Source organism: Cellulophaga baltica (assembly GCF_018861125.1).
Lineage (GTDB): Bacteria > Bacteroidota > Bacteroidia > Flavobacteriales > Flavobacteriaceae > Cellulophaga > Cellulophaga baltica_A.
The window spans coordinates 595,801-611,081 of the sequence record NZ_JAHKQN010000013.1; the positions used below are offsets into that span (position 1 = coordinate 595,801).

Sequence of the window (15,281 nt, forward strand, 5' to 3'; positions counted from 1 at the left end):
AAATTATATTTTGTTATTTACTTAAGAACTCGCTATTGATTCATTCCATTTATCAATGAATTTCACACTTGCTTGAACTACGTTTTTTATATTCTTTTTACCTCTTTCTACTGTTGCTTCTTTAGGGTTTAATTCTCCCCAAACTCCAGTTTCGGTCATTTCAATTGTTGACGTTTTTTTACCAGTTTCTTCTGCTTTTAAGGCTTCAGAAAGAAATAACAATTTAGCCGTTGGGTCATTATCAACAACACCCGGAATCATATTTTCTAAATGTTTAGGTAGCGTTAATTTTGTAGCCGTAGCTTTTTCTAATTGTACTAAATCTGGCATTAAATACAAAGAATCTGATGTTTCTCCTGTACCTGCATGACGATCTAATACTTGAGGTGCTTCAGAAATATCTGGTTTTAAAAACGGATTTATTGCTACACCAAAATCAACAGCTACACCAGCTGTTTTTTGATTTATTTGGTCAACTAAAAACGTAGTAATTGCTCTATTTCCACCATGAGAATTCATAAAAACAAAACGTTTAAAACCATGTTTAATTAATGACTCTACAGTTTCCATATGCACTTGAACAATAGTTTCTGCACTTAAGGTAATAGATCCTGCAAAAGCCATATGGTAAGGTGATTGCCCTGCCATTAATACTGGAGCTACTAAAATATCTCGTTCTTGTGCAATTAACTTACATTGTTCTACCCCATTTATAAAGTCAGTACCAATTGGTAAATGACTTGAATGTTGTTCTAATGCACCAATTGGAATAATAACTAAGTCAGATTTACTTAAAAAATCATCAACCTCAGGAACTGTCATATGAGGTAAATAATTCTTAATCTTTTTTTCGTTCCAAAGCGGATTTATTTGGGCATTAGTTTTCATAAAAATATTAAGGCGTATTACAACTTGGTTTTGCAAAAAAACTCTTAGTCAAATAAATTATTATTTTATTATAATTGTTTCTAAATGAACAGGAACAATAACTTTTGAATCAGGAGAAACAGCTTTAACTTCTTCTATAAAAGGCTTAACCTTTTTTTCTATGGCACTTTCTTGAGAATAACCGTAAGGTACTCTAAAATTATCCCAATGCGTAGGTATTACCGTTTTCGGAAAATCGGTTAACTTTAATAATCGCTCTGTATATTTATAAATTTCTAATCTAGAAAGATTAATGCCTGGTATTAATACATCAGGTTTAAGTCCGGCTACTTCTCTTTCTATAAAATTCATTGAACCTGAAGTAAGTATTTTATGCGAATTAATTCGCAACATAAACATAAGAGAACCTCCCTCAATAAATTCTTCGTCTTTTAAAGGAACTTTTAGTTTCGTAGCATATGTATATGTTCTTGCATCAAAGTAGCGCTTATCTCCTAAAGCAGAATGAATAGAAGGTATAACTCTGACCGAAAATTTATCAAACTGAAAATCTTCACCTCCTTTAACAGTAATCAATTGTTCTTGCGGTATTCCATAAGCTTTTAAAATGGTATTGGTAGTTTCTGTACCTATAACAACAGCTCCTGTTTTTTGGGCAATATAGGGTACATCTGCTAAATGATCTGTGTGCGAATGGTGAACTAAAATATAATCTGCTTTTGTAATAACCTTATTTATTGCAACAGTATCCGATACGTAAACATCAGTACTATTAATTACTGGGCGATTATCTCCTTTTCCGTAAAAACGAGGGTTACCTTTAAATTTTAATCTTGAAATATAAGGATCTACCAAAATAGTAAGACTATCATCAGATATTTCCCAACCAGCAACACCCAAGTATTTAAGATTAAGATCTTGACTGTTTATATTCTGAAAAAATAAAAATATGAGCCCTAAAAACAATGTTTTAAAACCCATATTTTTAATATTATTATTTTTATTTGATAAATTAAACATGCAAAATATGTTTTTTTAATCGTTTTTAGCTTTAAAATCTGTTGCATGCCATAAAGGCTCACTCTCATAATAATTACCATTAGTAATAACAGCTTCAACAGTTCTTATATTTTCGATATTCTCAAGAGGGTTTTTTTCTAGAATTGCAATATCAGCTTCTTTACCAACTTCTAAAGTTCCTGTAACATCACCATAACCCATAGCTTTTGCAGGAATTATAGTTGCTGTTTTAATAGCATCTAAAGGTGTTAAATCACAAAACTTAACATAAGATTCTAACTCTAAGAAAAGTGCGAAACCTGGCGCAAAATTATCTGTTCCAGCAACTATAGGTATACCTGCTTTATAAAACTTTCCAATAACCTCTCCAGATCTCATTATATTAAGTTTTGATTTATTGGCAAGTAATGGGTTTGTTCCAGCTCTAAACCTTTTACCTTCAAAAAGTTCGTATGCCATTCTATAAGCATCTGGCTCTATTGTTTCCATTAAATTACCTTTTGGTAGTGTACGCATTACACCTAACCCAAAAGTTACATCTAAAACAGTACCGTGTTTTAGGTAAAATGCTATAGCATCATTTACCATATCATCTGTAACTTCATTATCTACCATAAAATATGGGCCAATATCAGACACTTTTTTATCTGTAAATAAAGCAGCTAATATTCTATTGTAGTGGCTTAACATATCCATCCCCCCTTCTACAGCCATACGAGTATCATTTACTGGATTTGGTACATGACCCGTAACTGTCATACCTATTTTATGAGCTTCTTCTGCCAAAACTTTTAAAATTTCTGGTTCTATAGATGAATATATTTTAATTTGCTCATATCCATTTTTATGATATAAGGCAACAACTTCTTTAGCTTCTTCTACGGATCTAGCTCTAATTATTCCGTTTCCTTTTGGACCAGGACCATCAGTCATACCTGCTAAAAGAATATCAGGGCCTAAGGCACCATTTTTTGCAATTTCATCTCTAAATGCTGTAGCAAATTCTAATTCATTACCATTATCTCTAATTGTAGTTACACCACCTGCTAAATACGCTGGTGCCCATTGTACTTGATTAGAGTGTGCATGCATATCCCACATACCAGGCATTAAGGTTTTACCTTTTACATCAATAACTTTAGCATTTTCAGGAATTTTAGTTTCGGGAGAACTTCCTATTTCCTTTATTTTTCCATTTTCGATAATTATGGTCATGTTTTTTTGAATAGCACCTTTTACACCATCAATTATATCACCACCTACTAGCGCTTTTATATTGGCTTGATCACCTTTTAGATCTGAAGTATATTTTTGTAAAGCACTTATTTGTTCTTCTACATTTCCTGCAATAAAAAGTGATTTTGCTTCTTCGTAACCTTCACGTATTAGTTCTCTTATTTGTGTGTTTGCTTTTACTATAGCAATTAAATTTTCATCTTCATCTAACCAAATAGTACGACCACCCCAATTAACACCTTCAACAACATACCTGTCTAAAGGAATTTTAGCTCCTTTTATAACTGCAGTATCTTTTTTCTTAAACGTCATAGAAACCTCGCCTCTTGGTAAGGTTGAAACACCTCCTTTAATATTTTTATCTAAATAAAAATGATAAAGCATCATTTCAATACCTGCAGGAATATTACTATTTATACCAAAAAAAACATCTTTTTTCTTTGAAGTAACTACATCAAAATGTTTTTCCCATATTGAGACTTGATCTCCATCAACCTCCATTTTAAATATGTTGGTTGTATCCTTATTAGAAATACGTCTGCTTACATATGATAATGGTTCTAAATCAGTAGTTAAATATAATTTTGATTCTACACCACTAATACGACCTCTCTCATTTTCACCTTGTATAGAGGTAACTGTTATAGTATCTTTATTGGAAGTAATACTATAGGTTTCTTCTCCTATTTGTGATTGCCTTCTATAAACTAAAAACTTACCTTCTTCATTTATATCTTGCCATTTTGATGGTGTAGATGAACAACTACAAACTAGCGTTAATAAAGCTAATTTTAGTGTGAATTTTAATTTCATAGTGCACTCTTTAATTTAAAAAATTATTTGTCTTTGTTTTCTTGAGAAAAATAATATTGATTTAATTCATCAGAATTACTTTCAATAATATCTAATCGGCCATCACTATTTAAATCGGAAGTTAAAATATCGTACGTATTAAAGTTTTCATTATTCAATTGAATAGCTTCCCATTTTTTACCAGCACCTTTATTAATAAATACCATATTAGGTTGTTCGTAATTACCTATTACGATATCTAATTCACCATCTAAATTAATATCACCTAATGCAACAGCAAATGAATTTCCATTTAACGAATCATAAACAAGACGTTCTTTATATTTTAGTTTTTTATCTCCGAAATAAATAACATTCGGACTACCAATATTCGCTGTAATAATATCTAAATAACCATCATTATCTAAATCTGTAATAGCTACAGACCTTGTACTATCTTTACCCGTACCAAAACCTAATTTTTTATTGAAGTTTAAATTCCCATCATTAAGGTAGATCGCGTTTTGTTCTCCATCAGGAGTTTTATTACGCTCACTTTCACGATTTGCTAAAATCAAATCCATATGCCCATCATTATTCATGTCGGCAATCTCAACATCAATAGTTGAATCATTTTTAGTTCCAAATCCTATAGATGGTGCAAAATTTCCTTTACCATCATTTAAACAAATTTCATTTTCTCGTCCTCTGTTTGTAATTAAAATATCAGTATCTCCATCTTGATCAATATCAGCTACTACAATATTTCTTGTGGGTGCATATGTTTGTCCAAATTGTGAAGCTTTAGTAAAGTTACCTTTACCGTCATTAATAAAAATAAAATTTGGAGCCATATCATTACCAACCGCAATATCTAAATCGCCATCACCATCAAAATCAGCAAGTTCTGTAGAATAACTAGTTTCTTTCTCGTCACCTAATAATTTTGATACTGTAAAAATACCTCGACCATTATTAATAAAAATTCTGTTTTGACCAGGCCAATGTCTACCATTTGCAACAATTAAGTCTGTATCGCCATCACCATCAATATCACCTGCACCTGTTGATGCTGTACGCTCTTTTAGAATGCCTAAAATTAAACGTCCGCTGCTACGAAATTTTACTTCTTGACTATAGCTAGTACAGAAAATAAGAGAAAATATAAAGAATATAGAAAACCTCATTTGATTTGTTTTTATTACAACATATATTTTAAAAAACACAAGATAAAAGAAGCTGCTATACACAGCTTCTTCTACTTGTGAAAACTAGACTAATTAATATCCTGGGTTTTGTTCAATGTTAGGGTTAACATCAGTTTCGTCTTGTGGAATAGGTAAAATATTAGTGTCATCACCAAAAGGTATATAACAAATACTAGATGTACATTGTGTACGAACTATATCTTCATTTTTACGCATTAAATCCCAAAGTCTATGTCCTTCAAAACAAAGTTCTAACCTTCTTTCTAACATAATTTCATCAATTAAATCATCACCAGTTGCTGTAACATCTTCAGCTGTTGGCAATGCTCTTTGGCGCACTGTATTTAAATCAGATTGAGCACCCGCTACATCTGTACCAATTTCTGCTCTTGCTTCTGCTCTAATTAAATACATCTCAGGAAGGCGAATAACTTTTACATTATCATATCCAAGTACTTCAGGGTATTTATTTACTCTGTAAGGAGCATAATCACCTGTTAATAATGTGTCAATAATAAAAGTTTGTAATCTGGCATCTTCTTCTTCATATAAAGAAACGACATCATCAGAAGGTAAATAATCACCGTAACCACCTACTGCAGCGGAAAGATATAAACCAGATATAGCGTTACCACCAACATTATCAGTCTCTGTATTAGAGATTTCAAATATTGATTCAGAAGTATTATCTACATTCCAAACATTTAAATAGTTCTCATTATCAATTAAACTGTAACCTCCATTTATCACATCTGTTGCCATAGCTTCAGCATTTGTCCAATCTTCTTTATACAAATAAACTCTTGCTAAAAATGCTTTAACTGATGTAGATGATAAAGTACTAGAGTTTGAAGTTCTAGAAGTATCACTCATTAAAGAAAGAGCCATAGTCATATCAGAAATTACTTGATTGTAAACTTCTTCAACGGTACTTCTTTCTGGTTCTGATGTTGGATCAAATTCAGTAATTATAGGTACACCTGCATGGCTTGCATCATCAGTAAAATTATAAGTTTGAGAAAACAATTTAACTAAATCAAAATAAATCAATCCTCTTAGAGCATAAGCTTCACCTATAATATGGTCTTTATCATCTTGTGATGAATCTGAAACCTCAACATCTGAATTAATAATGTTGTTCAATGCGTTATTTGCAAAATACATTCCTTCCCATAATGCGCTTGCTTGTGCATCATCAACTTGTTGTACGTGTTCAGCATAATCAACAATTCTATTCGCTGATAAATTCTGTTTAACATCATCTGCTAAAACGTCAGGAATTAAAAACATATACCTACCATAATAATAAGCACTTTGAAGTTCATCGTATACTCCTGTTACTGAAGTCTCAAGATCTTCTAAATTAGTTATAGCTTCATCTGTAGAAACAGAATCTTGAGGAGTAATTTCTAAAAATGATTCTGAGCATGATAAGAAAAGCCCTATCATAACTAATAATATAATTTTATTATAATTTTTCATAAGTCTTTTTTTAATTTACAGTTGAATATCTAATCCTAAAGAAATGGTTTTCATTGCTGGAGTAAGTCCATTGTAACTACCATTAATTGATTGTTCTGGATCTATATACAACTCTTTCTCTTTTGTCCAAGTCAAGACATTTGTTCCTCTAGCATATAATCTTGCTGAACTTAAGTGAAGTATTGACGTAAGTTTTTCAGGAAACCTATAAGCAACCGTTAAATCTTTTAAACGAATATAACTACCATCATACAACCATCTAGTAACGTTTGCTTGGTTACTACCTGATTGACCACCCCATTGAAATCTAGGAAATAGTGCATCAGTTTTTCCTTCAACCCATCTATTTTCATATAAATAAGTTGCTGTACTTCTTGGTGTAAGTCTACCATCACCTAATGAACCTCTTGCTCTACTATCAAATAAGTAGTTACCTGAAGAATACATAAAATTAGCACTTAAACTAAAATCTTTATATGAGAATGCTGTATTAAACCCACCATAAAAATCTGGTGTCGCAGACTTACCTACTAAGTAACGTTCTGCATCGCCAATATCATTTGTTATTGTAGTTTCGCTAGCGTCTGTATAATATTGAACATCTCCGTTTGTTTGATCTACACCAGCCCAACCATACATATAATAAGATTGAAAATCTTGCCCTACTTGTCTTCTGTAAGCACCGTCTGTATAATCTTCATCTAACTCAGTAATCTCATTCTTAATAAAAGTTGTATTAAAACCAACATTCCAATTAAAATCATTTTTACTAATCAACTCAACATTTAAGGTAAGTTCTAAACCTTTGTTAGACATTGAACCATAATTCTGAGTGAGCTCTGTAAAACCTGTTGTTGGAGAAATTGGAACATCTAAAATAAGATCAGAAGAAAGTCTGTCAAAGTATTCAACAGTACCGTTAATTTTATCAAATATCCCAAAATCTAAACCTATGTTAAAATTTTCTTGCGTTTCCCAGGTAAGATCTGTGTTTTCAAGTTGACTTGGTGTACCTCCTGGAGAACCATCATAATCATCTCCATAACCATATAAACCTAATGAAGCAAAATTACCAATCGCAGCATTACCTGTTACACCGTATGACGTTCTTAATTTTAGTAAATTTATAAATGATACATCATCTAAAAAGTTCTCTTTAAAAATATTCCAACTAGCACCAAATGAATAGAAAGTACCATATTTATTATCTGAACCAAATCTTGAAGAACCGTCATTTCTAATACTCCCTGAAAGGAAATATTTATTATCAAAATTATAATTTGCTCTTAAGAAAGCCGAGCTAAATGTATATTCTGATTTTGAACCACTGATAGCATATTCTGCGGCTGCTGTACTTAATGTTTTAACTACATCATTAGGAAAATCACTTCCTGAAGCTGAAAATGATTCACGTATAGTCTGCTGTGCTTCATAACCTGCTAAAAAATTAAAATTATGATTATCGTTTAATGTTAAACTATAATCTAATGTTTGTGTACCAACCCAAGTTTTATTGGTCGTATTTGCCTCATATGCATAACCATTAGTTTCGTATCCAGATCCATAACGTCTGTTGTAGTAAATAGACTCATTAATACTTAATAAATCAAAATTCCATTGTGATCTAAAAATAAGATTTTTTATTGGCGTAACTGAAACTGCAAAATTGTCAATAATTCGGTTTGTTTTAGTATCCCATAAATCATCTCCACTTAAACTTCCCACAGGATTACTACCTATTGGAAAGTAAGCAACATGTTCTGCATTATATTCACCATCAGCATCATAAATAGGAATAAGTGGTGATAATTCTAATGTACTTTTAAATGGGTTATTCCATGAACCAGCATCTGGTGCTGTACTAGATTTAATATCTGAAACAGAAATATTATTTGAAATTGTTAAATAATCTGTTGCTTTATATTCTAAATTTGTTCGACCACTAAATCTTGAAAATCCGTAACCAATAATATAACTCTCTTGATCCATATAACCACCTGACATAAAGTATTTTACCCTGTCAGTAGCTCCTCTTACACTTAAATCATAACTCTGAGTAACACCTGTACGTGTAATAGCATCTAACCAATTTGTATCTGTTGCTTCACCTGTTGTAGGATCTGTTTGTTGTGTATACAAATTATCCATTTGAGTTTGAGCTTCTTCAGCCGTAAGACCATCATTTACATACCCTTCAATATAAAGCTCTTTATATTGTGCTGCATTTAATGGTTTTAATATATCTTTAGAGGCTTGAGAAACAAAACCTGTAAGTGTTTTTAGCTCAATAACAGCTTTACCTGACTTACCTTGTTTTGTTGTTACTAGAATTACACCATTTGCACCTCTTGAACCATAAATTGCTGTTGAAGCTGCATCTTTCAATACACTTATGCTTTCTATGTCATTTGGATTTATAGAAGCCATAACGTTAGAACTTGCTCCATCGTTATCATTTGTACCTTGACTTCCTGCTGCTACAGGAATTCCGTCAATCACGTATAAAGGTTCACTTGATGCGTTTATAGAGCCAATACCTCTAATTCTAATTTGTGTGTTTGCTCCAGGAGCTCCATCAGAAGCAGCACCTTGTAAACCTGCAACACTACCTCTTAATGATTGTTCGAAAGTTGACGTTGGTGCTTGTTCTAACTCAACACCTTTTACAACTGAAACAGCACCTGTTAAAGCTTCTTTTTTCTGAGATCCATAACCAACAATTACAACCTCATCTAGAGTTGCTGCGTTTTCTTCTAAGGTTACATTAATTACATTTTTACCTACAACAGAAACGCTCTTTGCAAGCATACCTATGTAAGAGAATACCAATACCGATCCTTCTTCAGCTTTAATAGCATAATTACCATCAAAATCTGTTTGAGTTCCATTAGTTGTACCTTCGACTAAAATATTAACGCCAACTAATGGCACTCCATCAACATCGTAAACGGTACCAGTGATTGTTTTTTCTTGAGCTGAAGTCTCATCCTCTACTTCAGTTGCCTTAGCAGTATGTACTTTTTTTACTACTATTTGTTTTCCTTCAATTTTATAGATTAAGCTTGTGTTCAAAAAAGCTTGATCTAAAATCGTAGAAATGTTTACGTCTTTTAGATTTAAAGTAATTTTTTTACCGGTTTTAATCACGTCATCTTTATAAAAGAAGATATAGTCACTATTCGTCTGAATTTCATTGAAAAATTGTTCCATTGAAGTTTCATTAAGCGCTACGTCTATTTTATTTTGACCTATTGCATAATTTGCATAAGCTGTTGAAAGACCGATAGTAATAAATAATAAAAACACTCTCATAAGCGTAAGAATTCCTAAACTTAAAGTTTTTTTCATATTTTTGATTTTGGTTAATTAATGTCACTTTATTTAAAGTGATGTTGATTTTAAATATCCAGAAGATGTTGGAGCATCTTCTGGTTTTTTCACTAATTCAAATTGCAAATTGTTTAATTCATATAGTATTACATTTAATTAATAATTATTGTATTCTCTTTATAGTTATAGTTCATATTTGTACTTGCCTTAATGTTTTGCATTACATTTTCTATATTCTCATTCAAGTCTAAATAACCCGAAAAAGTTTCTAAACCTAGCTCTTCATTTTCTAAAACAATATCAACATTATAATACCTAGCAACTCTTTTTATAATATATTGTAAATCGTTATTCTTAAAAATAAAAACACCATCTCTCCAAGAAAAATAATTATCAACATTTACTTTTTCTGATAAAATACTTTTGTTATTCTTATTAAAACTAGCCTTGGTGCCTGGAGTAATTTTGACTTTATCTATATTGTTAGATGTAGCGTTGTTAAAACTAATCATCACACTTCCACTTTTTAAGACTGTATTTATGGTATTTTCATCAGCATAACTTGTAACACCAAAAACAGTACCTAATACTTTTACTTCCTGCCCTTCACTCATCACAATAAATGGTTTTTCTTTATTGTGAGCCACATCAAAAATTGCTTCACCTTCTAAATAAACCTCTCTTCTATCACCGTTAAAAACTGCAGGATAAATCATTTTAGTTCCAGAATTTAACCAAACCGTACTACCGTCAGATAGGTTAATTTTAGTTCGTTCACCATAAGGCACTAATAGAGTATTATAGACAGCTCTATTATCTTTTGAAGTTTCTTGATTAATTTGTTTTGAATTGCCTACTGTTATTTTTTGCCCTGTAGTTGAGTAATTAATTGTAGACGAGTTTTTGTCTATTTGTAAATTTTCACCCTCCCCTAAGATTAAAACAACTTTGTCAGAATTATTTACATCTATATTTTTTGATGACGTTACGAAATCTGTAATTGAAGTTTCAGGTTCTTCGTTTAAATAAAACCAACCAAGGCCTGTAAAAATTAATACAGTGGTAAAAGCAACAGAAAATGCAGTTCTATAATTTTTTTTTCTTTTAGATTGGTTATCAATAGAAGCAAAAATATTTCTTTTCAGACGTTTTTTTTCTAATTCTGAAAGTCGGTTAGAATGTGAATTTATATCTTTCATCTTATTATTTAGATTCAATAATCTTAAACTTTAAATTTTAAGATTTGTAAGAATTGGTTTTTTAAATCGTTCTATTCTAAATAAGTGTAAAACATAATTTTTATAGACACTTATTTTCGCAATCTTTTAAATTAATTAAAAATCTAGCTTTCGTAAGGTTTTGATTGCGCGGTAGATTGAAGTTCTAGCAGTCTGGATAGAAATTTCCATAATAACAGCTATTTCTTCGTAAGTTTTCTCTTCATTAAACCTTAAAAAAAGTATCTTTCTTTGCTTATCAGTTAATGTTTTAAGTGCATTAGCCAATTTAGCATTTCTTTCTGATGAGTGCTCTTCTTTTATAATTGATTTTTCACAAGAATTCGTGTGGTTTTTTCTTGTAAAATCTGGTTTAGATTGAAAGTCTTCTAAAGAAACAGAAACATTCTTAGTTCTGTACTTTTTATTAATTTTTCTTTTTAAACATTTAAAAAGGTAATATTTTACATTATCAGTTTTTGATAAATTACTCCTATACTTAAATAAATCTACAAATAAGTCGTGTATACAATCAAGTACATAGCTTTTATCTTTTGAATGATACATACCATAAGAAAACAATATATTAATATACCTATCATATAGTTTGCCTAACGCCAACTTATCACCTTCAATAAGTTTTTCCCAAATTAAAATATCTTCATCTCTTTCTACAAAAAGATTAGTAGCATTAAATTCTGGTTGTTGCCTAAAAATTTTTTCTTCTGTATCAAGATTTCTCTCCGTCGCTATAGCCAAGGCTAATTCTCCATAATCTTGCATGAAATTTGAATTTAATTAATTTTGAGTTACATAGTCTATATTCATTAAGTATTATATAGCCAACATATAGACAGTATTATTAAGTTTTTATTAAAAATTACTAAATTCAAAATTATCAACACATATATTTAAGTATTGTTACATATAACTTACATTTACTGTTGATTTGATATATAATACTTAAAACCTAAGTTATGAAAAAATAACTAATACAATTAAATATTATAAAAAATAATATTTAAGCCCTATTCAAAAATTTAAGTACAAAAAAAGCCTTTCGAAATATCGAAAGGCTTAACAAACTGTAAAAGTGGTCCCACATGGACTCGAACCATGGACCACCTGATTATGAGTCAGGTGCTCTAACCAACTGAGCTATAGGACCCGCAATTTGCGGATGCAATATTACTACTTATTTTTATACGTTGCAAGATTCTCTTTTACAAAAAACTCACTTTTTAATAATTTGATTTAAAATAAATAAATAAATAACTGAATATCAAATAGTTAAATACCTACTAACTCAACTCAATTAAAACTTCATTTGTACTTTAAATATGTACGAAAGCTACTAGTTTATTATAAACTGTAAAAGCTATATGTTCAATTTTATTCATTTATCGTTAATTTATAGCAGTATGTATGGCTATACTTATAAATTACACAATAATCTGCGTATTTTTGCCCCATGGAAACACAAAGACAAAAGAAAATTGCTGGCGTTATACAAAAAGATATCGCGGATGTCTTACAAAGAGCGGCTACAGATGGCGGATTAAAAGGAACTTTAATTTCAGTTTCAAAAGTATTAGTTACGACAGATTTATCTATCGCAAAGGTTTATGTTAGTATTTTCCCTAATAAAAATGCAGAAGAATTATTAAAGGGTATCAAGTCAAATCAACCTTTAATTAAACATGAATTAGCACAACGTACTAAAAATCAATTAAGACGTATGCCTGAATTATTGTTTTTTATTGATGACTCATTAGAATATATTGATGGTATTGAAAAATCATTGAAAGGTCAAGACAACCCTATTTCTAATCCTGATTTATTAGAGAAAAGAAAAAAAGCTTAAGATTGAATTTTCCGCTGTACATCGCTAAGCGATATGTTAGATCAAAAAGCAAACAGAGTGCCGTAAATATTATAAATATGTTTACATTCTGTGTCATTGTTATTGGATCGGCAGCACTATTTATTGTATTATCTGGTTTTGCAGGTCTAAAAACATTTAGCTTAGCATATACCAATTCTTTTGACCCAGATTTAAAAGCTTTACCAAGTATCGGAAAGTTTTTCACTATTACTAAAGAACAGGAAACGAAATTAAAAGCTCTTGAAGGTATCACTTCATATTCAAAAGAGATTGAAGATCGTGTTTACTTAACGCATAAAAAAAAAGATCATATTGCCTATATAAAAGGAGTTGATGCAAATTACAATACTGTAACAGGTATTGATAGCACATTGTATATTGGCACTTGGTTTAATGAACAACAAGCAGTTGCAGGTATCGGCATTGCTAATTTATTAAGCTTAACAATAAATAATTATAGAAGTCCACTAGAAGTATTGGTCCCAAGAGCAGGTACAGGTTCTTTATCACAACAAGGTATAAATGCTAAATTTTTTAATACAGCACCATTAGTAATAAGCGGTGTATATTCTGTTGAAGCAGAGCTAGACAGCAAATATATATTTGCTAGTTTACCTTTTGTACAAGCCTTATTAGAGAAAGAAAATACGCAAATTTCTGGTATCAATTTTAAATATTCAAATACTGTAACTCTTGAAAAAGTTCAACAAAATATTGAAAAAATATTAGGTGGCGCTGTTATTTTAAAAGATAGAAAAGAGTTGAATAGCACACTATACCGTATGTTAAATACAGAAAATTTAGCTACATATTTAATTTTTACATTGGTATTAATAATTGCCCTTTTTAATGTTGTTGGTGCTTTTATCATGATGATTTTAGATCAACAAGGCAACTCAAAAACTTTATATAGCTTAGGTACAACTATTAAAGAACTAAGAAGAATTTATTTTGTACAAGGGGTTATTGTGACCTTTTTAGGAGGTTTTATAGGAGTTTTAATAGGCTCGTTATTAATATGGTCACAGTTAGCTTTTGAATGGTTAAAAATAACTCCAGAATTAGCTTATCCAGTAGCTTACCAATGGATAAATATTGTTATTGTTTTAGCAACAATTACTATCTTAGGAATTATAGCTTCAAAAATTGCAAGTAGTAGAATTAATAAAAAATTATTAGCTTAACTTTTTCAAGAAAATTGGTAATCACCAAAATTTTCTAATACCTCATCAAAAGCTTTAAAAACATCAACCGAATGGTCACTTGTTACCATTTTCATTCTATATTCTTTAAAATTAGGAATACCCTTAAAGTAATTGGTATAGTGCCTTCGTGTTTCAAAAACACCTAATGTTTCACCTTTCCAATCTATTGACATTTGCAGGTGACGACGAGCAGCATCAACACGTTCTTGCATTGTTGGTGGCGTTAAGTGTGTTCCAGTTTTAAAAAAATGCTTTACTTCTTTAAAAAACCACGGATTTCCTATGCTTGCTCTACCAATCATGGCACCATCTAAACCAAATTCATCGCGCATTTTCATTGCTGCTTCAGGAGTATTTACGTCTCCGTTACCAAAAACAGGAATATGCATGCGTTGATTATTTTTTACTGCAGCAATTGGTTTCCAATCTGCATCACCTTTATACATTTGAACTCGCGTACGACCATGAATAGCAATTGCAGCACAACCAACATCTTGCAAACGCTCAGCAACCTCAACTATTTTTATAGAATCATTATCCCAACCTAACCTGGTTTTAACAGTAACTGGCAATTTGGTATGCTCAACCATTGCTTTGGTCAGCTTAACCATAAGATCAATATCTTTTAAAATACCGGCACCGGCACCTTTACTCACTACCTTTTTTACAGGGCAACCAAAATTAATATCAATAATATCTGGATTTGATTTTTCTACAATCTCAACAGATTGTAGCATAGAATCCAAATTAGCACCAAAAATTTGAATTCCGACAGGTCTTTCTTTTTCGTAAATATCTAATTTCATAACACTTTTAGCAGCATCGCGTATTAATCCTTCTGAAGATATAAATTCTGTATACACAACATCAGCACCTTGCTCTTTACACAAAGCTCGGAAAGGAGGATCACTAACATCTTCCATTGGTGCAAGTAAAAGTGGGAAATCTGGTAATTGTATGTCTCCTATTTTTGGCAAAATCTTATGTATTTATTGAAGCAACAAAATTACATATTTTT

General features: G+C 30.9%; 11 protein-coding genes and 1 tRNA gene. 2 read left to right on the forward strand and 10 right to left on the reverse strand.

What is annotated here, in order from left to right; translation table 11 throughout:
- Window positions 1–21 precede the first annotated feature (21 nt).
- From KO500_RS05350 to KO500_RS05390, 9 genes are all read right to left on the reverse strand, one after another.
- Window positions 22–888, reverse strand: a complete 867-nt coding sequence (locus KO500_RS05350; protein ID WP_215955469.1) for a creatininase family protein — start codon at window positions 886–888, stop codon at window positions 22–24.
- 60 nt (window positions 889–948) lie between these two features.
- Window positions 949–1,908, reverse strand: coding sequence for an MBL fold metallo-hydrolase (locus KO500_RS05355; RefSeq protein WP_215955470.1), 960 nt, complete (start codon window positions 1,906–1,908; stop codon window positions 949–951).
- 15 nt (window positions 1,909–1,923) lie between these two features.
- Window positions 1,924–3,957 carry an amidohydrolase family protein gene (locus KO500_RS05360; protein WP_215955471.1) on the reverse strand — a complete coding sequence of 678 codons (2,034 nt, stop codon included), beginning with the start codon at window positions 3,955–3,957 and terminating at the stop codon, window positions 1,924–1,926.
- A 23-nt stretch (window positions 3,958–3,980) separates the two neighbouring features.
- Window positions 3,981–5,123: an FG-GAP repeat domain-containing protein gene (locus KO500_RS05365; protein WP_252732428.1), complete on the reverse strand. Its 1,143-nt coding sequence runs from the start codon at window positions 5,121–5,123 to the stop codon at window positions 3,981–3,983.
- A 93-nt stretch (window positions 5,124–5,216) separates the two neighbouring features.
- Complete coding sequence (locus KO500_RS05370) at window positions 5,217–6,626, reverse strand: RagB/SusD family nutrient uptake outer membrane protein (RefSeq protein WP_215955472.1); 1,410 nt, start codon at window positions 6,624–6,626, stop codon at window positions 5,217–5,219.
- Between the two features lie 15 nt (window positions 6,627–6,641).
- Window positions 6,642–9,974 (reverse strand): TonB-dependent receptor, encoded by a 3,333-nt coding sequence (locus KO500_RS05375; RefSeq protein ID WP_215955473.1) that lies wholly within the window; start codon window positions 9,972–9,974, stop codon window positions 6,642–6,644.
- Between the two features lie 134 nt (window positions 9,975–10,108).
- Window positions 10,109–11,155 carry a FecR family protein gene (locus KO500_RS05380; protein ID WP_215955474.1) on the reverse strand — a complete coding sequence of 349 codons (1,047 nt, stop codon included), beginning with the start codon at window positions 11,153–11,155 and terminating at the stop codon, window positions 10,109–10,111.
- A gap of 135 nt (window positions 11,156–11,290) precedes the next feature.
- Window positions 11,291–11,956, reverse strand: coding sequence for an RNA polymerase sigma factor (locus KO500_RS05385; RefSeq protein ID WP_215955475.1), 666 nt, complete (start codon window positions 11,954–11,956; stop codon window positions 11,291–11,293).
- A 311-nt stretch (window positions 11,957–12,267) separates the two neighbouring features.
- Window positions 12,268–12,341: transfer RNA gene (locus tag KO500_RS05390), tRNA-Ile, on the reverse strand.
- Window positions 12,342–12,644: 303 nt separating this feature from the next.
- Here KO500_RS05390 and rbfA point away from each other — a divergent pair.
- Both rbfA and KO500_RS05400 read left to right on the forward strand, forming a co-directional pair.
- Window positions 12,645–13,037 carry a 30S ribosome-binding factor RbfA gene (gene rbfA, locus KO500_RS05395; RefSeq protein WP_215955476.1) on the forward strand — a complete coding sequence of 131 codons (393 nt, stop codon included), beginning with the start codon at window positions 12,645–12,647 and terminating at the stop codon, window positions 13,035–13,037.
- Between the two features lie 2 nt (window positions 13,038–13,039).
- On the forward strand, window positions 13,040–14,242 hold the full coding sequence (locus KO500_RS05400) for an ABC transporter permease (RefSeq protein ID WP_215955477.1): 1,203 nt from the start codon (window positions 13,040–13,042) through the stop codon (window positions 14,240–14,242).
- 5 nt (window positions 14,243–14,247) lie between these two features.
- On the opposite strand, the gene dusB is transcribed toward KO500_RS05400, so the two are convergent.
- Window positions 14,248–15,240 (reverse strand): tRNA dihydrouridine synthase DusB, encoded by a 993-nt coding sequence (gene dusB, locus KO500_RS05405; protein ID WP_215955478.1) that lies wholly within the window; start codon window positions 15,238–15,240, stop codon window positions 14,248–14,250.
- Between the last annotated feature and the right edge of the window lie 41 nt (window positions 15,241–15,281).

What these genes read in the sequence shown, in the direction of transcription:
- KO500_RS05360 (WP_215955471.1), bottom strand. Translation starts at nt 3,957, where the DNA reads ATGAAATTAAAATTCACACTAAAATTAGCTTTATTAACGCTAGTTTGT.
- KO500_RS05385 (WP_215955475.1), bottom strand. Translation starts at nt 11,956, where the DNA reads ATGCAAGATTATGGAGAATTAGCCTTGGCTATAGCGACGGAGAGAAAT.
- KO500_RS05375 (WP_215955473.1), bottom strand. Translation starts at nt 9,974, where the DNA reads ATGAAAAAAACTTTAAGTTTAGGAATTCTTACGCTTATGAGAGTGTTT.
- KO500_RS05350 (WP_215955469.1), bottom strand. Translation starts at nt 888, where the DNA reads ATGAAAACTAATGCCCAAATAAATCCGCTTTGGAACGAAAAAAAGATT.
- KO500_RS05370 (WP_215955472.1), bottom strand. Translation starts at nt 6,626, where the DNA reads ATGAAAAATTATAATAAAATTATATTATTAGTTATGATAGGGCTTTTC.
- KO500_RS05365 (WP_252732428.1), bottom strand. Translation starts at nt 5,123, where the DNA reads ATGAGGTTTTCTATATTCTTTATATTTTCTCTTATTTTCTGTACTAGC.
- KO500_RS05380 (WP_215955474.1), bottom strand. Translation starts at nt 11,155, where the DNA reads ATGAAAGATATAAATTCACATTCTAACCGACTTTCAGAATTAGAAAAA.
- rbfA (WP_215955476.1), top strand. Translation starts at nt 12,645, where the DNA reads ATGGAAACACAAAGACAAAAGAAAATTGCTGGCGTTATACAAAAAGAT.
- KO500_RS05355 (WP_215955470.1), bottom strand. Translation starts at nt 1,908, where the DNA reads ATGTTTAATTTATCAAATAAAAATAATAATATTAAAAATATGGGTTTT.